16 protein-coding genes are annotated in these 18,182 nt (G+C 70.5%); all 16 read right to left on the bottom strand.

What is annotated here, in order from left to right:
* Nucleotides 1-86: 86 nt before the first annotated feature.
* The 16 genes from DFO65_RS11090 to mraZ all read right to left on the bottom strand — a co-directional run bounded on the left by DFO65_RS11090 (nucleotide 87) and on the right by mraZ (nucleotide 17,823).
* Nucleotides 87-386 (bottom strand): YggT family protein, encoded by a 300-nt coding sequence (locus tag DFO65_RS11090; protein ID WP_113904508.1) that lies wholly within the window; start codon nucleotides 384-386, stop codon nucleotides 87-89.
* Nucleotides 387-508: 122 nt separating this feature from the next.
* The gene (locus tag DFO65_RS11085; protein ID WP_113904507.1) at nucleotides 509-997 is read right to left on the bottom strand and encodes a cell division protein SepF; all 489 of its coding nucleotides are present in this window, start codon (nucleotides 995-997) and stop codon (nucleotides 509-511) included.
* Nucleotides 998-1,098: 101 nt separating this feature from the next.
* Nucleotides 1,099-1,836, bottom strand: coding sequence for a peptidoglycan editing factor PgeF (pgeF, locus tag DFO65_RS11080; protein WP_113904506.1), 738 nt, complete (start codon nucleotides 1,834-1,836; stop codon nucleotides 1,099-1,101).
* Between the two features lies 1 nt (nucleotide 1,837).
* Nucleotides 1,838-2,992, bottom strand: coding sequence for a cell division protein FtsZ (gene ftsZ, locus DFO65_RS11075; protein WP_113904505.1), 1,155 nt, complete (start codon nucleotides 2,990-2,992; stop codon nucleotides 1,838-1,840).
* 255 nt (nucleotides 2,993-3,247) lie between these two features.
* Nucleotides 3,248-4,000 (bottom strand): cell division protein FtsQ/DivIB, encoded by a 753-nt coding sequence (locus DFO65_RS11070; RefSeq protein WP_113904504.1) that lies wholly within the window; start codon nucleotides 3,998-4,000, stop codon nucleotides 3,248-3,250.
* A gap of 4 nt (nucleotides 4,001-4,004) precedes the next feature.
* Nucleotides 4,005-5,405 carry a UDP-N-acetylmuramate--L-alanine ligase gene (murC, locus tag DFO65_RS11065; protein WP_113904503.1) on the bottom strand — a complete coding sequence of 467 codons (1,401 nt, stop codon included), beginning with the start codon at nucleotides 5,403-5,405 and terminating at the stop codon, nucleotides 4,005-4,007.
* Complete coding sequence (locus tag DFO65_RS11060) at nucleotides 5,402-6,511, bottom strand: UDP-N-acetylglucosamine--N-acetylmuramyl-(pentapeptide) pyrophosphoryl-undecaprenol N-acetylglucosamine transferase (protein WP_113904502.1); 1,110 nt, start codon at nucleotides 6,509-6,511, stop codon at nucleotides 5,402-5,404. Before DFO65_RS11060 ends, murC begins: the two co-directional genes overlap by 4 nt.
* Nucleotides 6,508-8,121, bottom strand: a complete 1,614-nt coding sequence (gene ftsW, locus DFO65_RS11055; protein WP_113904501.1) for a putative lipid II flippase FtsW — start codon at nucleotides 8,119-8,121, stop codon at nucleotides 6,508-6,510. The genes DFO65_RS11060 and ftsW overlap by 4 nt, the downstream gene beginning before the upstream one ends.
* 1 nt (nucleotide 8,122) lies before the next feature.
* Nucleotides 8,123-9,688, bottom strand: a complete 1,566-nt coding sequence (murD, locus tag DFO65_RS11050) for a UDP-N-acetylmuramoyl-L-alanine--D-glutamate ligase (RefSeq protein ID WP_113904500.1) — start codon at nucleotides 9,686-9,688, stop codon at nucleotides 8,123-8,125.
* Nucleotides 9,681-10,769, bottom strand: a complete 1,089-nt coding sequence (mraY, locus tag DFO65_RS11045) for a phospho-N-acetylmuramoyl-pentapeptide-transferase (RefSeq protein ID WP_113904499.1) — start codon at nucleotides 10,767-10,769, stop codon at nucleotides 9,681-9,683. The genes murD and mraY overlap by 8 nt, the downstream gene beginning before the upstream one ends.
* Nucleotides 10,766-12,238 (bottom strand): UDP-N-acetylmuramoyl-tripeptide--D-alanyl-D-alanine ligase, encoded by a 1,473-nt coding sequence (locus DFO65_RS11040; protein WP_113904498.1) that lies wholly within the window; start codon nucleotides 12,236-12,238, stop codon nucleotides 10,766-10,768. Before DFO65_RS11040 ends, mraY begins: the two co-directional genes overlap by 4 nt.
* Nucleotide 12,239: 1 nt before the next feature.
* On the bottom strand, nucleotides 12,240-13,832 hold the full coding sequence (locus DFO65_RS11035; protein ID WP_113904497.1) for a UDP-N-acetylmuramoyl-L-alanyl-D-glutamate--2,6-diaminopimelate ligase: 1,593 nt from the start codon (nucleotides 13,830-13,832) through the stop codon (nucleotides 12,240-12,242).
* Complete coding sequence (locus DFO65_RS11030) at nucleotides 13,829-15,598, bottom strand: peptidoglycan D,D-transpeptidase FtsI family protein (RefSeq protein WP_113904496.1); 1,770 nt, start codon at nucleotides 15,596-15,598, stop codon at nucleotides 13,829-13,831. Before DFO65_RS11030 ends, DFO65_RS11035 begins: the two co-directional genes overlap by 4 nt.
* Before the next feature lie 66 nt (nucleotides 15,599-15,664).
* A complete protein-coding gene (ftsL, locus tag DFO65_RS11025) occupies nucleotides 15,665-16,222 on the bottom strand; it encodes a cell division protein FtsL (RefSeq protein ID WP_245940644.1) in 558 nt (185 codons plus the stop codon).
* Entirely contained in the window at nucleotides 16,219-17,181 is a 963-nt protein-coding gene (gene rsmH / locus DFO65_RS11020; protein WP_113904495.1) for a 16S rRNA (cytosine(1402)-N(4))-methyltransferase RsmH, read from the bottom strand. The genes ftsL and rsmH overlap by 4 nt, the downstream gene beginning before the upstream one ends.
* 210 nt (nucleotides 17,182-17,391) lie before the next feature.
* Complete coding sequence (gene mraZ, locus DFO65_RS11015; RefSeq protein WP_113904494.1) at nucleotides 17,392-17,823, bottom strand: division/cell wall cluster transcriptional repressor MraZ; 432 nt, start codon at nucleotides 17,821-17,823, stop codon at nucleotides 17,392-17,394.
* Nucleotides 17,824-18,182: the final 359 nt, after the last annotated feature.

Genomic DNA, 18,182 nt, shown 5'->3' with positions numbered 1-18,182 from the left:
CACAATAGCGTAACACCAACCCGTTTGTCGTGCGGAAATGCCGTGCCACGCCGCTCTTTGCGTGAATTCGCGTGAAGTCTGCGGGCTCAGAGGGTCGAGCGCGAGAGGCCGAAGAGGAAGGATGCGACGATCTGGATGCCGATGAGGAGCACGATGAAGCCGAGATCCAGGGAGACCTGGCCCATCCGCAGCGGCGGGATCACCTTCCGCAGGACCTTGAGCGGGGGGTCGGTGAGGGTGTAGACGAGTTCGGCGAGAACGAGGAAGAACCCCTTCGGACGCCAGTCCCGGGAGAACACCTGCACGAGGTCGAGGACGACGCGGGCGAGGAGGACGTAGACGTAAAGGCTGAGTGCCGTGCCCAGGATGTAGAAGATGATGGCCACGAGTCGCTAGTGCCTTTCGTTGATCACGGATCGGTCGACTCCCAGCGTATACGCTGCGGCTGGGAGAACCTCCAAGGGAACGTGGAGATTGCGCCAGCGGTCCCTCGGCTCGGGTCGAGCCCTCAGCTCTGGTTGAAGAAGCTCGCCTGGGTGTCCGGGTCGGCTTCGCTCTCCCCTGAGACCTCGATGTTCTCCGGGGTGAGGAGGAAGACCTTGTTCGTCACCCGCTCGATCGATCCGTGGAGGCCGAAGATGAGTCCGGCGGAGAAGTCGACGAGGCGCTTCGAGTTCGACTCGTCCATCTCGGAGAGGTTCATGATCACGGGAGTCCCGTCCCGGAAGGCCGAACCGATGACCATGGCGTCGTTGTAGCTGCGGGGGTGGATGGTCTTGATGCGATTCATCGGGATTCCTGGAGCCGGAGTGTCAACTGGACGGATCGGTGTCGGATGGATCGGGGTCACCGGGGCGGGCGCCTGGTCCTTGACCGGCTCCGGTTCCGGGGTCTCATCGACGGACCGCTCGACGACCTCGCGGTCGCGACGCTCCACAGGGGCCTCGTCCTCCTCGACGAATCCCAGGTATTCGAGTGTTTTCTTGATTGCTGACATTCTCATGCTCCTCGGCAGATCTGTGCGTACCTCGCCTGCCGCCCAAACTATCGCACTGCGCAGCCGCGGCGACCAAGCCTCGCTGGTGTGTCGCGAAGGTTTTATCCCTGCAGCCAGACGACCCCGGCGAACCGTCCCGTCCGCTGCTGCCGGCGGTAGGAGAACAGGTCGTCGGATTCCCGCGTGCACGTGCGGGAGAAGTGCTCGATGCCCACGCCCTCCCGGCTCAGCTGCTCGGCGACCGCGCCGGCGACGTCGATCGCCGGGGTCCCGCTCACCGACACCGAGGCGGCGACGGGTTCGATCGCGGCGACCTCGTCGCGCAGCTCGGCCGGCACCTCGTAGCAGCGGGGGCACACGGAGGGCCCGATGACGGCGCGGATGTCTCCGGCCCCGGCTCGGCGCATCTGAGCGAGCGCGGCGGGCACGACCCCGGCGGCGAGTCCCGGACGTCCGGCGTGGACGGCGCCGATGACACCCGCCTCGGTGTCGGCGAGCAGGATCGGGGTGCAGTCGGCGACCATGATCGCCAGCCCCACCCCGGTCAGGGTGGTGACCTGGGCATCGGCCTCGACCGCCGAGGCGCGCAGGTGCTCGGCGGCGCCGACCACGTGGACGCCGGTGCCGTGGACCTGCGACACGAAGCTCAGCCGCTCCGCGCTCAGCCCGAGGACCTGGGCGAGTGCCGCGCGGTTGGCCCCGACCATCGACTCGTCGTCGCCGACATGACCGGCGAGGTTGAACGAGGAGAAGTCCCCGCTCGAGTAGCCGCCATGACGGTCGGTGAACGCGATGTGCGCGCTCACCCGGCCCGGGACGACGAATCGCGAGTACAGCATGCTATTTGAGGAAGTCGGGGATGTCGAGGTCGTTGTCGAGGCTCGAGGAGCTGCGCTCGCTCGGCAGCGACGTCGGGATGTCGTCGGCGCGGTGCTCGGCCTCCCGGGAGGGGGCGTCGGGCACCGTGGCCGGGACCGGCTCCGGCTCGGCCGCGGCGGCCGGGATCGCGGCGGGCGCCGCCTCGGCTCCCGCGGACTCCTGACCGGGCACGGTGTTGTCGAACCCGGCGGCGATGACGGTGACCCGGCATTCGTCGCCGATGTTGTCGTCGATGACGGCGCCGAAGATGATGTTCGCCTCGGGGTGGGCGGCCTCCTGCACGAGGCGCGCGGCCTCGTTGACCTCGAAGAGCCCGAGGTCGGCTCCGCCCTGGATGCAGAAGAGCACGCCGTGGGCGCCGTCGATACTCGCCTCGAGCAGCGGCGAGGCGATCGCGGACTCGGCCGCCTGGACCGCCCGGTCGTCGCCGGTGGCCGCACCGATGCCCATGAGCGCGGTGCCGGCGTCCTGCATCACCGACTTGACGTCGGCGAAGTCGAGGTTGATGAGCCCGGGCACCGAGATGAGGTCGGTGATGCCCTGGACGCCGGAGCGCAGGACCTCGTCGGCGGACCGGAACGCATCGACGACGGACACGCTGCGATCGGAGATCGACAGCAGCCGGTCGTTGGGGATGACGATGAGGGTGTCGACCTCTTCGCGCAGGGCGGCGATGCCGGCCTCGGCCTGAGCGGAGCGACGGCGCCCCTCGAACGTGAAGGGACGGGTGACGACGCCGATCGTCAGGGCGCCGAGCGAACGGGCGACCCGGGCGACGACGGGGGCGGCGCCGGTGCCGGTGCCTCCGCCCTCTCCCGCGGTGACGAAGACCATGTCCGCGCCCTCGAGAGCGTCGCGGATCGCGTCCTCGCTCGCCTCGGCGGCCTTGCGCCCGATCTCCGGGTCGGCACCTGCGCCGAGCCCGCGGGTCTGCTCACGGCCGATCTCGAGCTTGACGTCGGCGTCGGAGAGGACGAGTGCCTGCGCGTCGGTGTTGATCGCGATGAACTCCACGCCGCGCAGACCGACGTCGATCATTCTCTGAACAGCGTTGACACCACCGCCGCCTGTACCGGCGACCTTGATATCCGCTCCGGATTGTGGGAATTCAGCCAAGTCGGTTCCTCTTTCGGCGCATCACACACGCTGCTTCAGCATGCCAGTTCGAAGTCTTCTTTGCCTTGACGCTATTGTCCAGGGCAACACCACTGCAACCATTCTCCCCGGAGTGTCGGACATCGACCAAACTCCGGCCTCGGTGTGTCGGCGGCAATGGTCGCCGATATCGCGAGTGGCCCCTGGGAGTCGGGCCCGCGATGGCCGGCGGCGCCGCCCGGATCGGGCCCTCCCGTCGTCCGGGCCCTCGGTGACTCAGTTCGTCACGGGCACCGAGGGGACGGAGACGTCGATCGCGGTGCGCCCGGCCTCGGCCAGCTGCACGGCGGTCTCCATCTTCAGGCTCGCCCCGTTGCTGTCGCCGAAGACGACGTTCGCCTTCGCCTCCCCGATCTCGATCGTGCCCTGGAGGTTCGCGGCGTCGACGGCCGAGATCGTGCGCAGGTGCGCGCGCAGCCCGGGGCTGAGCTCGGCCATGAATCGGATCACCGCCGCGACCGTCTCCCTGTCCGGCGGACCCTTCGCGTCCTCGAGCACGGTGAGCCCCTCGGGGGCCTTGTCCACGGTGCCCAGGTGCACGGCGTCGGGGTCGAACAGGGAGTAGCCGCCGTCGGCGGCGATCGCGAGCACGGGCGTGCGGTCGGTGATCTCGATGCGCAGGCTGCGGGCTCCCCCGTAGGTCACCGAGGCCTCCCGGGCCCGGGGGAAGCGGTCGAGGACCTCGGCCTCGACGGTGCCCGGACGCACCTGCGGAAGCGGGGTCTGGCCGTGCCGGGAGAGGACGAACCGCTCGACGGCGTCCGCGGAGACGAGCCGGCTGCCGCCGACGGCGACCGCCTCGAGCCGCAGCACGGGTGAGAACCAGGCGACCGCGGCGAGGGCGAGCACGGCGGCCACCGCCCCTGCGCCGATGAGCCGCCGGGTCCATGTCCGGCGGCGCCGGTCGCGGATGACGGCGGAGAGGTCGGCGGTGGAGTTCTCGCCGGGGATCGGAGCCTCGAGCGGCACGGTCTCAGTTCTCCAGGGCGGCGAGCAGCTCCGGTCCGAGGATCGTCACGTCGCCGGCGCCGACGGTGAGGACCAGGTCGCCGGGGCGGACGCGCTGGGCGACGAAGGGCACCGCCTCGGCGAAGGACTCGAGGTAGGTGACGTGCTCGTGCGGGACCGTCTCGGCGACGATCGCCCCGGTGATCCCGGGGACGGGGTCCTCCCGGGCGGGGAAGATGTCGAGGACGACGACCTCGTCGGCCAGTCCCAGGGCCTGTCCGAACTCGGCTCGGAACTCCATGGTCCGGGAGTAGAGGTGGGGCTGGAAGATCGCCCACACGCGCCCGGACTCGGTGACGACCCCGCGTGCGGCCGACAGCACCGCCGTGACCTCGGTGGGGTGGTGGGCGTAGTCGTCGATGACGCGCACGCCGGCGGCCATGCCCTTCTCCTCGAAGCGCCGGCGGGTGCCGCCGTACTCGGCGAGTCCGCGAGCGGCGGCCTCGACATCGGCGTCGAGGGCGTGGGCGACGGCGATCGCGGCGCTCGCGTTGAGCGCGTTGTGGGTGCCGGGCTGGCGCAGGCTCACGGGCAGCCCCTGCTCCCGACCGGGGATCTCGAGGACGAAGTCGACGCCGAGGCGCGACTCGAGTCCGGTCAGGCGCAGGTCCGCCGACTCCGAGAGCCCGTAGAGCAGGACCGCGGTGCCCTGCTCCCGCGCGCGCAGGGCGACGGCTGCCGATCCCGGGTCGTCGGCGCAGGCGATGACCGTCCCGCCTCGGCGTCCGATCCCGGCGCAGAACTCGTCGAACGCCTCGGTCACGGCCTCGGCGGTGCCGTAGTGGTCGAGGTGGTCGGCCTCGACGTTCGTGAGGATCCCGATCGTCGGTTCGTAGAGGAGGAACGAGCCGTCCGATTCGTCGGCCTCGGCGACGAAGACGTCCCCGGTGCCCAGGTGGGCGTTGGTGCCGGTGGTCGAGAGCACTCCCCCGATGACGAACGACGGGTCGAGCTCGCACGCCTGCAGCGCCACCGTCGTCATCGACGTCGTCGTCGTCTTCCCGTGGGTGCCGGCCACGGCGACCGTCCGGCGGCCGATCATCAGGGAGGCCAGCGCCCCGGACCGGTGGAGGATCCGCAGTCCCCGGCGCTGCGCCTCGACGAGTTCGGGGTTGTCCTTCCGGATCGCCGAGGAGACGACGAGGGTGTCGGCGTCGCCGAGGTTGTCCGCCGCGTGGCCGATGTGGACCGTCGCGCCGAGGGTGCGCAGGACCTCGACGACCGCGGAGTCCTTGGCGTCGGAGCCCGAGACCCGGATCCCGTTCATCACCATGATCCGTGCGATGCCGGACATGCCGGCGCCGCCGATGCCGATGAAGTGGACGGCTCCCAGCTCGATGGCCGGGACGATGGTCGTGTCGGTCATGTCAACCTCTTCAGCGCTGATTCGACGATTCCGGCCATGGCGGCGGCGGCGTCGGTGGGATAGTGCAGGTCGAGGGCGGCGGAGCTCATCGCCTCGAGGCGGTCGGAGTCCCCGACGAGGGGCAGGACGAGATCGGTCACCACGGTCGCGGTGAATTCGGCGTTGTCGACGATCCTCGAGGCTCCGGCGCGGGCGCTGCCGGCGGCGTTGAGCCGCTGCTCCCCGTTGCCGATCGCCAGCGGCACGTAGACGGCGGGCACTCCGGCCACCGTCGTCTCCGCGACCGTCGCCGCCCCGGACCGGGCGACGAGGAGGTCGGCTGCGGCGTAGACGCGGTGCATGCCGTCGACGTAGTCGACGACATGGTAGTCGGGCAGGCTCGCGGTCGCGGCCCGCAGCGTCTCGCCCTTGCCCCTGCCGGTGATGTGGAGGACCTGGACGCCGGCCTCCTGGCAGCGGGCGGCGGCGGACTCGAACGCGTCGTTGATCCGCTGCGCTCCCGACGAGCCGCCGGTGACGGCGAGGACGGGCGCGTCGTGGCGCAGTCCCAGGGCGTCCCGGTGGGCGCGGCGGACCTCGGCGTCGCTGCGGTCGAGGGTGGTGATCTCCGTGGGCATCGGCATCCCGACGAGGCGGGCGCCGGGCAGCTTCGTGCCGGGGAACGTCACCCCGACCCGCCCGGGCCGGGTGAGGCGGGCGCCGAGGCGGTTGGCCATCCCCGGTTTGGCGTTGGCCTCGTGGATGATCAGCGGCAGCTTCGCGGCGCGGGCGGCGAGGAACGCCGGGGGGCAGACGTAGCCGCCGACCCCGACGACCGCGGAGACCTCGCGCTCGGCGATGATCGAGCGCACCGCGGAGACGTTGGCGGCGAAGCGCTGCGGGAACCGCAGGGTCGCGGGCCCCAGCGACCGGGGCATGGGCACCTTGTCGATCGTCAGCAGCTCGAAGCCGGCCCGCGGCACGAGGTCGGTCTCGAGTCCGTCGGGTGTGCCCAGGGCGATGATCTCGGCCTCCGGGTGCCGGGCCCGCAGCTCGCGCCCGATGGCGAGCAGGGGCGAGATATGGCCGGTGGTGCCGCCGCCGGCCAGCAGAATACTCAAGCTCATCTCACTTCTTTCGGTTGCGGTGCCGGCGTCCGGCGCCGGGCGAGGACCGCGAACGAGGAGCGCACGCGGGCGCGGTGGGCCGCGATCGCCGCCGCGGCGCCCTCCTCGGTGCGGGCGAAGGACAGGATCACCCCGACGGCCAGGAGCGAGGCGATGATCGAGGAGCCGCCGTAGGACACGAACGGCAGCGGGAGGCCGATGACGGGCAGGAGCCCGGTGACGACCCCGATGTTGATGGCGGCCTGGCCGATCAGCCAGGCGAAGAGCCCCGCCGTGGCGACCTGGACGAACAGGTCGGTCGAGCGCATGATCACCCGGATCAGGCCGAAGGCGAGCGTCGCGAAGACGAGGACGACGACGAGGGTGCCGAGGAGTCCGAGCTCCTCGCCGATGATGGCGAAGATGAAGTCGTTGTGGGCCTCGGGCAGCCAGGACCACTTCTCACGGCTCGCGCCCAGGCCGACGCCCAGCCAGCCGCCGGAGGCCAGGGAGAACAGTCCGTGGTTGGACTGCCAGGCCTGCCCGGTGATGTCGGCCGCGGTCTGGTCGGCGTGTCCGGTGAGCATCGCCTCGATGCGCTGCAGGCGGTTGGCGGAGCTGAGGACGTAGAACGCGGCGACCGCGGCCAGTCCGGCGAACAGGAGCAGGAAGTGCCGCCAGGGGAAGGCGCCGATGAACAGGCAGACCATCGCCATGGCCATGAGCACGACGGCGGTGCCGAGGTCGTTGCCGGCGATGACGAGGCCGACGGCCAGGGCGATCCCCGGGACGACGGGGATCATGGCGTGGCCGAAGGTCTTCATCTTCCCGAACTTCCCGGCGAGGACGAACCCGAGCCAGACGGCCAGGGCGATCTTGAGGAACTCGGAGGGCTGGAGCTGGAACCCGCCGAGCTGGATCCAGTTGGCGTTGCCGTTCGTCGACTTCCCGATCCCGGGGAGGAAGACCGCGGCCTGCATGAACAGGCCGAGGACGAGCGCCGGCCAGGCGAGCCGCTTCCACAGGTGCACCGGGAGGCCGGCGGCGACGAGCATGAGGACGATGCCGATCGCGGCGAAGCCCGCCTGCTTGTTGAAGTAGGCGAAGGAGGAGCCCTCACCGCCGTCGTAGGACGTGATCGAGGACGCGGAGAGCACCATGACCAGTCCCAGCGCGGTGAGCGCGAGGACGGAGACGAGGACGAGGTAGTACGTCGTCAGCGGGTAGGCCGAGACGCGGCGGAACTCCCGGCCGATCGCGATGAGCCCGTCGCGCAGGGACGGCAGCGCCGGCCGTCGTCCCGTTCCGGCCGCGGTCGTCGCACTCCGCCCCGTGGACGCCGCTCCCGCGGTCGTCGCTCGTGACTTCGTTCCTCGTGCGGCCTTCGCTCGGGTCTTCTTCGACCCGCGTCCCGCTGACGCCCGGCCCGTCGCACCCGGGCTCGTCGCCGCGGGGTCCTCGGGCTCCGCGGCAGCCGCTCCCTGGGGTCCTGCGGCGGCCGCTCCTCCGGGTTCCTGCCCGGGCCGATGGGTCGTGCGGCGCCCGGAGGCCTGCGTGCGTGCTCCGCGCGCCGGGGTGGGCTTCGACGCGGCCGGTCGGCGGGGTGCCTTCGCGGTGGTCTGCCGTCCCATCTCAGCTCCTCAGGCGGGCGTGGACGGCTTCGGCGAAGAGGTCACCGCGGGTGGTGTAGTCGCGGAACTGGTCCATGCTCGCCGCTGCCGGGGCGAGCAGCACGACGTCGCCGGCGCGGGCCGCCTCTCCGGCGGCTGCGACGGCGGCCCGGATGATCGCCGCCCCGCGCCGCGGCGGGTCCTCGGTCTCGTCGGCGAGCTCCGGATCGATCCTGATGAGCGGAACGTCGCCGGCCGCCTCGGTGAGTGCCTGCCGGAACGGGGCGTCGTCGGTGCCGATGAGCACGAGGGCGCGCAGTCGGTGCGCGTTCTCGGCCACGAGCGGGGTGAGGTCGGCGCCCTTCGGCAGTCCCCCGGCGATCCACACGATCGAGTCGAAGCTGCCCAGTGCCGCGGCGGCCGCGTGCGTGTTCGTCGCCTTCGAGTCGTCGACCCAGCGGACGCCGTCCGCCTCGGCGACCGTGACCAGCCGGTGCGCCCCCTGGGAGTGGGCGGCCAGTCCCCGCGCGATGGCCTGACCGGGAACGCCGATGCTGCGGGCGAGTGCGGCCGCGGCCAGGGCGTTGGCCACCTGGTGCGGCGCGGGGGCGGATCCGGCGGCGCCGGTGGCGGTCGCGACGTCGGAGAGGGCGGCGAGCTCCGCGGCCGAGGAGTAGCGCTGCGGGATGAAGGCCCGGTCGACGAGGAGGTCGTCGACGACCCCGAGCTCGCCGGGTCCGGGGATGCCGGTGGTCACGCCGATCGCCCGCGCTCCAGCGACGACGTCGGCGTCCTCGACCATCCTCCGGGTCGCGGGGTCGGCGACGCTGTAGACGCAGGCGGTGCGCACCTGGTGGTAGATGCGGGCCTTGTCGGCGGCGTAGGCCGCGGCGGATCCGTGCCAGTCGAGGTGGTCGGGGGCGATGTTGAGGACGGCGGCTGAGTCGGCGCTCATCGAGAACTGCCAGTGCAGCTGGAAGCTCGAGAGCTCGATGGCGAGCACCTCGAGTCCGGGCTCGAGGACGGCCTCGAGCAGGGGCGTGCCGATGTTGCCGCACGCCCTCGCCTTCAGTCCCGCGGCGAGCAGCATCGACTCGAGCATTGTCGTGGTCGTCGTCTTGCCGTTCGTGCCGGTGATCGCGAGCCATCTGGCGTCGTTGGTGCCCCGGATCCGCCAGGCCAGCTCGACCTCTCCGATGACGGGGATGCCGGCGGCGATCGCGGCGGCGAGCACCGGCTGGTCGGGGCGCCAGCCCGGGGAGGTGACGACGAGGTCGAGCGGTCCGTCCGGCAGGGCGGCCACGTGCTCGGGGCCGCGGCGGATGTCGACGTCGAAGACCTCGAGGATCCGGGCCTTCTCGCTGACGTCGGCGGTCGCGTCGCCGTCGATGACGACGACCTGCGCACCCCGCTCGGCCAGGTGCACGGCGGCGGGGAACCCGGTCACGCCGAGGCCGGTGACGAGGATGCGCAGTCCGCTCAGCGACGAGCTGGGCCCCTCGAGCGCGGCGGGGATCGCCGCGGCGTTCGGGTATGCCGCGGCCAGGCCGCCGGGTGCGGTCGTCTCGTGCGCGGGGGTGTCAGTCAATCCGGGACACCCATTCGGCGTAGAAGAGGCAGATGCCGGCGATGACGAAGAGCGCGGCGATGATCCAGAACCGCACGACGATCGTCACCTCCGCCCAGCCCTTGAGCTCGAAGTGGTGCTGGAGAGGCGCCATCCTGAACACGCGCCTGCGGGTGAGCTTGTAGGAGGCGACCTGGATGATGACGGACAGGGTGATGATGACGAAGAGCCCGCCGAGGACGATGAGGAGCAGCTCGGTCCGCGACATGATCGCCAGTCCGGCGATGGCCCCGCCGATCGCGAGCGATCCGGTGTCGCCCATGAAGATCTTCGCCGGTGACGTGTTCCACCACAGGAACCCGAAGCAGGCCGCGGCCATCGCCGCCGCGACCATCGCGAGGTCGCGGGGGTCGCGCATGTAGTAGCACGCGTTCGTCGCCTCGGACATGAGGTTGCAGTTCTGCGTCGACTGCCACGTGCCGATGACGACGTAGGCCGCGAAGACGACCGCCGAGGCGCCGGCCGCGAGGCCGTCGAGGCCGTCGGTGAGGTTGACGGCGTTGGAGACGGCGGTGACGATGAGGTTCGCCCAGATGATGAACAGGATGAGCCCGAGCAGCGCCGAGCCGAACGCGAGGTCGAGGTTCGTGTCGCGGATGAAGGAGATCTTCGTCGACGCCGGCGTCTCCCCGAACGAGTTGGGGAACTGCAGGGCGAGGACGGCGAAGGAGATCCCGACGAAGCCCTGGCCGATGAGCTTGGGGATCGGCCGCAGGCCGAGTGAGCGCTGCTTCTTGATCTTGATGAAGTCGTCGAGGAAGCCGACGACCGCGAGCCCGGCCGCGAGCCACAGGACGAGCAGCCCCGAGGCGGTGGGGACGGATCCGGTGAAGAGGTGGCCGAGCAGGTAGGCGATGACGGCGGCGCCGATGATGACGACACCGCCCATCGTCGGGGTGCCGCGCTTGGTCGCGTGCGAGGTCGGGCCGTCGTCGCGGACGAACTGGCCGTAGCCCTGCTTGACGAGGAAGCGGATGAACAGCGGCGTGCCGAGCAGGGTGAGGAACAGGCTCAGGCAGGCGGCGAGCAGGACGGCGATCATTGGGCCCCCGAGACGCCGGCGATCTCATCGCCGAGGTAGCGCAGTCCGGCATCGCGCGAGGACTTGAACAGGACGATGTCGCCGGGGGCGAGTTCGGCCAGGAGCAGCTCCTTCGCCTCGGCGGCGGTGGGCACCCAGGTCGCCTCGTTGCCCCAGGAGCCCTCGAGGTTGGCGGCGTTGTAGATGGGCTTCGCGCCCTCGCCGACGACGATCGTGCGGGTGATGTTGAGGCGGACGACGAGCTCGCCGATGTCGGCGTGGGCGCTCACGGAGTCCTCGCCGAGCTCGAGCATCTCCCCGAGCACGGCGAAGGTCCGGCGGGGCCGGTTCTCCTCGTCCCCGCGACCCATCGAGGCCAGGGTCTTCAGGGAGGCGCGCATCGAGTCCGGGTTGGCGTTGTAGGCGTCGTTGAGCACCGTCACCCCCGATGGGGAGTCGATGAGCTCCATCCGCCACCGGCTCGCCGCCGAGGAGGTCGCGAGCGTCGTGACGATCGACTTCACTCCCACTCCGCAGGAGTGGGCGACGGCGGCCGCGGCCAGGGCGTTGCCGACGTGGTGCTCGCCGACGAGGGCCAGGCGCACGGACTGCGGCTCCTCCCCCGGCAGGTGCAGCGTGAACTCGGCGTTGCCGGAGACGTCGGTCGTGATGTCGCGCGCCCGGACCACCGCGTCGTCGGGTCCGACCCATTCGGGCAGGGTCTCGCGCTGGGAGAACCACAGCGTCGACACGTCGGGGCCGAGCACGTCGCGCATCGCCGCGACCCGGGCGTCATCGGCGTTGAGGACCGCGACGGAGCCCGCGGTCAGGGACTCGACGAGCTCGGCCTTCGCCCGCGCGGTGTTGTCGATCGAGCCGAAGACTCCGGAGTGGGCGGTGCCCACGGCGAGCTCGACGGCGATGTCGGGCCGCACGAGGCTCGTCAGGTAGGCGAGGTTGCCGATCGAGCGCGCGCCCATCTCGAGGACGAGGAAGCGGGTCGACTCGTCGGCGCGCAGGGCGGTCAGCGGGACGCCCACCTCGTTGTTGTAGGAGTTCGGCGGCCACACGGTCTCGGCCTCGCCGGCGAGCAGGTCGGCGGTGAGATCCTTGACGGTGGTCTTGCCGACGGAGCCGGTGATCGCGATGACCGTGATGTCGGTCTCGGGATCGGCGCGCAGCGCCTCGATGCTGTGCTTGGCGAGCAGACCCAGCGCCTCGGTGGCGTCGGGCACGACCACGGTGGGCAGGGTCACCTCGCCGACGGTCGGGACGGACTCCCCGATGATGAGCGCGGCTCCGGCCTCGACGGCGGCGGCGGCGAACTCGATGCCGTCGAAGTTCTCACCTCGGCGGGCGATGTAGACATCGCCGGGCCCGACCTCTCTGGAGTCGGTCACCACGCCTGCGGACAATGGGGTCTCGGGGTCAACGCCGTACAACTCGCCGGAGACGGCGGTTGCGATGTCGGCTGCAGTCAGTCGCTTCATATCAACTGTGCACTTTACCCGTTTCCGCGCCCTCAAGTCGTGCCCGGAGAGCTGAGCGTGTCCGTTCGCGGTCGTCGAAATCGGTGACGACCCCGCCGGAGTCCTGTCCGGTCTCGTGGCCCTTTCCCGCGATGAGGATGGTGGAATCCGCCCCCGCCGAGGCGATCGCCTGGTCAATGGCCGCGCCGCGATCGGGCACTTCGAGCACCCGGCGCACCCGGGCGCGTCCCGCCGCGATCTCGGCGTCGATGCCCTCCCGGATCGCGGCCCGGATCGCGGCCGGGTCCTCGGTGCGGGGATTGTCGTCGGTGAGAACGATCACGTCGGCGCCGCGGGCCGCAGCGCGGCCCATTCCGTGCCGTTTGCCGGGGTCCCGGTCGCCGCCGGCGCCGAAGACGATGACGAGCTCGGCGCTGTCGGCGTCGAGGGATCCCAGCGCCTTCTCGATGGCGTCGGGTGTGTGGGAGTAGTCGACGATCGCGCGCGGCCCTGCGGCCTCGGCCGTCGGCCGCCCTGCGGCGTCGCCCCGACGCGGGGCCGAGGTGTCGGCTGCCCGGGGGGCCGAGGCGTCGATGACCTCCATCCTCCCGGGCACTGAGGCGGTGAACGTGCGGCCGATCGCGCCGAGCTCGCTCGCGTCGATCCCGGCCTCGAGCAGCATGCTCGCGGCCAGCGCCGTGTTGGTGACGTTGAAGTCGCCGGGCAGCGGGGAGCGCAGCTCGAGCCTGGCGTTGCCGGCGACGAGGACGAAGTCCGACTCGCCGGGGGTGTGCTCGATCCGCAGCTCGCTGCGCCCATCGCGGCCGAGCGTGCGCACCGGCACCGTCGCCGCCGCGGCCATCCGCTCGCCCCACTCGTCCTCGACGACGACGACCGCACAGCGGGAGTGCTCGGGCGTGAGCAGCTGGGCCTTGGCCGCGAAGTACTCGTCCATCGAATGGTGGAAGTCGAGGTGGTCCTGGGACAGGTTCGTGAAGCCGGCGACGGCGAACCGGGCCCCGTCGACGCGGTGCTGGACCAGGGCGTGGGAGGACACCTCCATGACGCAGCAGTCGAGCCGCGCCTCGCGCATCCTCTTCAGCAGCGCGTGGAGCTCGGGCGCCTCGGGGGTGGTGCGCACGCTGGGCACGGCCACGCCGTCGATGAGGGTCGCCACGGTTCCGATGACCCCGGTGCGCCTTCCGAGGGCCGCGAGCATCCCGGCCATGAGGTAGGTCGTCGTCGTCTTCCCGTTGGTTCCGGTCACCCCGAGCAGCTCCGGCGTCCCCGTGGTGCCGTAGACGGCGGCGGAGACGGCGCCGAGCACGGACCGCGGGGAGTCGACGACGAGGCCGGTCACCTCGGCGAGGAGGTCGGCCGGGACCCCGGCCGTGATGATCTCCCACCCGCGACCATCGGTGAGGATCGCGCGCACGCCCTGGGCGAGCACCGCGGGGGCGAACGTCGCCCCGTGGACGTTGGCTCCGGGCAGTGCCGCGTAGAGCTGTCCCGCGGTGACGGTGCGCGAGTCGTGGGAGACTCCGACGACCTCTCGCTCGGGGTCGCCGTGGAGGGTGCCGGGGGCCGCCGGCAGCAGCTGTGAGAGACGCATCATTTCCATTCTCGGGCGGGTAGCTGGGGCTCGGTCGTCGACGGAGGGATCCGCAGATGGCGCATCGCGAACCCTGCCACATCGGAGAAGACGGGGGCTGCGGCAGTACCACCGTAATAGCCGTCTCGCGGCCGCTGCAAAGTCACGGAGATCGCCAGCTGGGGGTCCTCGGCCGGGATGACGCCGACGAACGAGGCGGTGTAGCCGTCGTAGCCGCCGCCCTCGGCGGCGGGCGCCTGGGAGGTTCCGGTCTTGCCCGCCACCCGGTATCCGGAGACCGCCGCGGACTTGCCGGTGCCCTCGGCGACGACGCCCTCGAGGATGTCGAGCGTCTGCTCCGCGGCCTTCTCGCTGACGACGCGCTTGGACTCTCCGCTCGGCACCGGGATCTCCTGCCCGCTCGCGGTGACCGTGTCGGAGACGAGGCTCGAGGGCACGTGCACCCCGCCGTTGGCGATCGTCGCGATGACGTCGGTCGTCTGGATCGCGTTCGCGGCGATGCCCTGGCCGAACATCACGGTGTACTTCGTCCGCCCGTCCCAGTCCTGGTAGGGGTGGAGGATGCCGGCGGTCTCGGCGGGGAAGCCGATCCCCGACTTCGACCCGAAGCCGAAGCGCTTGAGGTACTCGTAGCGCTGCTCCTCGGTGAGCTGGTCGCCGGCGAGGATCGTGCCGGTGTTCGAGGACTCGGCCATGATCCCGGCGAAGGTGAGCTTCTGGTCCGGGTGCTCGTGGGAGTCGCGGAACTCCTCGTCGTTGGGCGCCTTCCACTTGTAGGGGACGGTGAACTCCTGCTCCGGGGTGACGAGACCCTGGTCGAGGAGCGCCGCGGCGGTGACCATCTTCGCCGTCGATCCGGGTTCGAACACGTCGGTGAAGATGCGGGAGCCGCGGTCGAGTCCGCCGACCTTTCCCGGGGAGTTGGGGTCGACGCTGGGGGCGTCGGCGGCCGTGAGGATCTTGCCGGTGGGGATGTGCTTGATGACGATCGAGGCGGATTCGGCCTTGTGCTTCTTCCGCTGCTCCTCGATCGCCTGCTGCGCGTAGTACTGGATGTCGGGGTCGATGGTCGTCTTGATCCCCTGTCCGTCGACGGCGGCCCGGATGTTGTTGTCGCCGAGCGGGATGATCTCCCCGCGCGCGCCGCGCTCGTACTGCTGCTGGCCGTCACGCCCGCGCAGCTGGTCGTCGTAGGCGAGTTCGAGTCCGGCCTGGGGCTGGCCGTCGGAGCTGAGGAAGCCTACGAGGTTGCCGGCGACCCCACCGGCCGGATAGGAGCGGACCGCGTACTCCTCGGCGCTGATGCCGAGGATGCCGAGCTCCTTGACGGCGCTCCAGGTCTCCGAGGTCAGTCCCTTGGCGACGGGATTCCACCGCTTGTCGCCGACGAGCTTCGGGTAGAGCAGTCCCGGGTCCGTGTCGAGGGGGCCGGCCAGCGCCTCGGCGGCTCCCCATGCGCCGAGGAGCTCACCGTCGACCTCGTACTGGGCGACGTTCTGCTGATCGACGACGAGCTGGTAACGGGAGACGCTGTCGGCGAGCACGGTGCCGTCGGCGGCGACGATCTGCCCCCGGGAGGCCGGCAGGGTGCGGGTGACGAGGCGGTTCGACAGCGCCTTCTCCGCGAGCTTCATCGAGTCCATGCCCTGGATCGAGATCAGCCGCGCCGAGGTGATGAGCAGGACGATGATCGAGACGACGGCGATGATCGCCATGCGCAGGCGGGGGTTGGGCGTCCGCCGCCCCTTGGCCTTCGCTCCTGTGCCCATTGCGCTGTCCTCGGTCCTTCCGGTGCGGCGAACGGCGAACCGGTGGGTGGTCGTCGCTCGTGCTGCCTATCTGGGGGTCTTCTGGGCCGGGGCCGAGATGTCCTTGCTCGGGGTGCCTCCGACCACGGGAAGCCTCTCATCCGAGCGTAGGTTGGGTCGGAGGTCTTCGCGGGTATCGGCGCGCGGTCCGGGCACGACTGTGGGCTTCTTCTCACCGCTGACGTCGATCGGCGGGGCGTCGATGACCTTCCCGGTCCGCGCGTCGAGGAACTCGGGCGAGGAGTCGCGCACGAGGCCGAGCTCCTCGGCGGCGATCGCGATGTTCTGCGGGCTCTCGCGGTAGGAATTGTCCTCGACGAGGCGGTCCTTCTGTTCGACCAGAGCGTCCTTCTGCGAGGTCAGCCGGTCGATCTCGTAGGAGGTGTGGGAGATGAAGATGTTGAGCAGGAGCACGGCGACGAGGCCGGCGACGAGGATCCCCACGCACAGCATGGAGAACGGCACCCGCGCCCTGGGCAGCTCGAAGGTCATGAGCTTCAGGCGCGGGCGCTGGACCCTGGAGCCGAGCTCCGCGGAGCTCGGCCAGGCGGTGTCGGTCACTGCTGCCGCGTGGGCGTTCCTCACGATCGTGCCTCCCTGATCTTCTGGACTGCGCGCAGGCGCACGCTCTTGGCTCGCGGATTGCGTTCGGCCTCGTCGGCATCGGCGAGTTCGGATCCGCGGACGATCTCGGCGAGCCAGGGTTGGAGGGACTCGGGGACGACGGGCATCTCGGGCGGGGCCTGACTCGTGGTGCCCGCCCGGAACACCTTCTTGACGATGGTGTCCTCGAGGGACTGGTAGGACTCGACGACGGCCACTCCCCCGATGTGGAGGGCGCGCAGCGCCTCCGGCAGCGCGGTGCGCAGCACCCCGAGCTCGTTGTTGACCTCGATGCGCAGGGCCTGGAACGTCCGCTTGGCCGGGTGCGAGCGCTTCTTCGTCTCGGGCAGCACCCGGGAGAGCATCGCGGCCAGCTGCTGAGAGGTCTGCCAGGGTGTGTGCTCCCGGTCGGTGACGATGATCTTCGCGATCCGCCCGGCCATCTTCTCCTCGCCGTACTCCCGGAGGATGCGGCGCAGCTCGGATTCGGGGTAGGTGGCGAGCACCTCGGCGGCGGTCAGCGACTGGGACTGGTCCATCCGCATGTCCAGCGGCGCGGGACGCGAGTAGGAGAATCCGCGCTCGTCCTCGTCGAGCTGGAGGGAGGAGACGCCGAGGTCGAGGAGGATCGCGCTGATCGCCTCGATGCCGAGGTCGTCGAGGATCTCGGGGAGCTCGTCGTCGACGGCGTGGACGATGTCGGTGCGCGCGGAGAAGCGCTCGAGGCGCCGGGAGGCGATGTCGATGGCCTGCCGGTCGCGGTCGATGCCGATGAGGTGGACGTCGGGGTACTCCGTGAGCACCGCCTCGGCGTGCCCGCCCATGCCCAGGGTCCCGTCGACGACGACCGGGGTGATGCCCGCCTCCCGGGCGGCCCGGACCCCGACCCCGATGAGCTCGACCACTCGGGTCAGGAGCACGGGCACGTGTTGGGAGTCCATAGGGGGTGTCCTTCGTGAGTCGTCGACCGTCTTCTCGGCTGAGTGCTGCTGTCCGCGGGCTGGTGTCCTTCGGCTGGTCACTGCTGGAGCCAGAACCTTGTCCGCCGCTGCCCTGCCACCGGGGAAGTGCGTCAGGACTGCCGTGCTTCGGAACCGGGGAAGTGCCCCGAAACGTCGGCGACGGCGGGCAAGGATCAAGCCCGAGCAGTGTCAGATCACTCCTGGGATCACCTCGTTCTCCCGCTCGGCGAATGCCTGCTGAGCGCCGACGAGGTACTCCTCCCAGGTCGGGGCGTCCCAGATCTCGACCCGGTTTCCCATGCCGATGACCGCGACCTCCCGATCGAGTGATGCGTACTGCCGCAATATGTGGGGAACGGTGATCCGTCCCTGTTTGTCCGGCTGGTCCGCGAATGCCGCCGACAGGAAGACACGCTGGTAGTCGCGGGCTTCCTTGTTCGTCTTCGGCGCGTTCTGGATCCGCTCATGCTCGGCCTCGAACTCCTTGGTCGGGAACAGGGTGAGACAGTTCTCCTGACCTCGGGTCAGCACGAGTCCGGGCGAGAGCTCGTCGCGGAACTTCGCGGGCAGGATGAGGCGACCCTTGTCATCGAGCTTCTGCATATGAGTGCCCAAGAACATGTCGTCTCACCCCTTTCGAAACCCAATCGGCTCCGATGGCAACCACACTACTCCACTTTCCTCCACCCAATCCAGTACTTTCCCCGACGAAGCGCCATTGGACGATAAAACTCCAGGTGAGAACGGTGGAGGAAAGTGGAAGAAATTCGACTGGGCGCGTCCCGGAGTGGGGCGCGAGGGGGTGGCAGAAGGGTCGTGAGGGCGGTGTCGACAGGGGTTCGTCGGGCGTGCGCGGGCATGCCGAGCCGCGAGATCCCGGGGATCGGCAGTCCCGGGGAGGGAAGTGGGGAGCGAAGTGGAGGGACCGGGTGGAGGGAAGTGGGGAGCGAAGTGGAGGGACCGGGTGGAGGGAAGTGGGG

This window comes from Brevibacterium sanguinis, assembly GCF_003315415.1.
Taxonomy (GTDB): domain Bacteria; phylum Actinomycetota; class Actinomycetes; order Actinomycetales; family Brevibacteriaceae; genus Brevibacterium; species Brevibacterium celere_A.
Note: the sequence above shows the minus strand (reverse complement) of the source record. Positions and strands in the feature narration are given on the sequence as shown.

Excerpts from the sequence above, each read along its gene's own strand:
- DFO65_RS11085 (WP_113904507.1), bottom strand. The coding sequence starts at position 997 with ATGTCAGCAATCAAGAAAACACTCGAATACCTGGGATTCGTCGAGGAG.
- pgeF (WP_113904506.1), bottom strand. The coding sequence starts at position 1,836 with ATGCTGTACTCGCGATTCGTCGTCCCGGGCCGGGTGAGCGCGCACATC.
- murC (WP_113904503.1), bottom strand. The coding sequence starts at position 5,405 with ATGACCGACACGACCATCGTCCCGGCCATCGAGCTGGGAGCCGTCCAC.
- DFO65_RS11060 (WP_113904502.1), bottom strand. The coding sequence starts at position 6,511 with ATGAGCTTGAGTATTCTGCTGGCCGGCGGCGGCACCACCGGCCATATC.
- ftsW (WP_113904501.1), bottom strand. The coding sequence starts at position 8,121 with ATGGGACGGCAGACCACCGCGAAGGCACCCCGCCGACCGGCCGCGTCG.
- mraY (WP_113904499.1), bottom strand. The coding sequence starts at position 10,769 with ATGATCGCCGTCCTGCTCGCCGCCTGCCTGAGCCTGTTCCTCACCCTG.
- DFO65_RS11040 (WP_113904498.1), bottom strand. The coding sequence starts at position 12,238 with ATGAAGCGACTGACTGCAGCCGACATCGCAACCGCCGTCTCCGGCGAG.
- DFO65_RS11035 (WP_113904497.1), bottom strand. The coding sequence starts at position 13,832 with ATGATGCGTCTCTCACAGCTGCTGCCGGCGGCCCCCGGCACCCTCCAC.
- DFO65_RS11030 (WP_113904496.1), bottom strand. The coding sequence starts at position 15,598 with ATGGGCACAGGAGCGAAGGCCAAGGGGCGGCGGACGCCCAACCCCCGC.
- rsmH (WP_113904495.1), bottom strand. The coding sequence starts at position 17,181 with ATGGACTCCCAACACGTGCCCGTGCTCCTGACCCGAGTGGTCGAGCTC.
- mraZ (WP_113904494.1), bottom strand. The coding sequence starts at position 17,823 with ATGTTCTTGGGCACTCATATGCAGAAGCTCGATGACAAGGGTCGCCTC.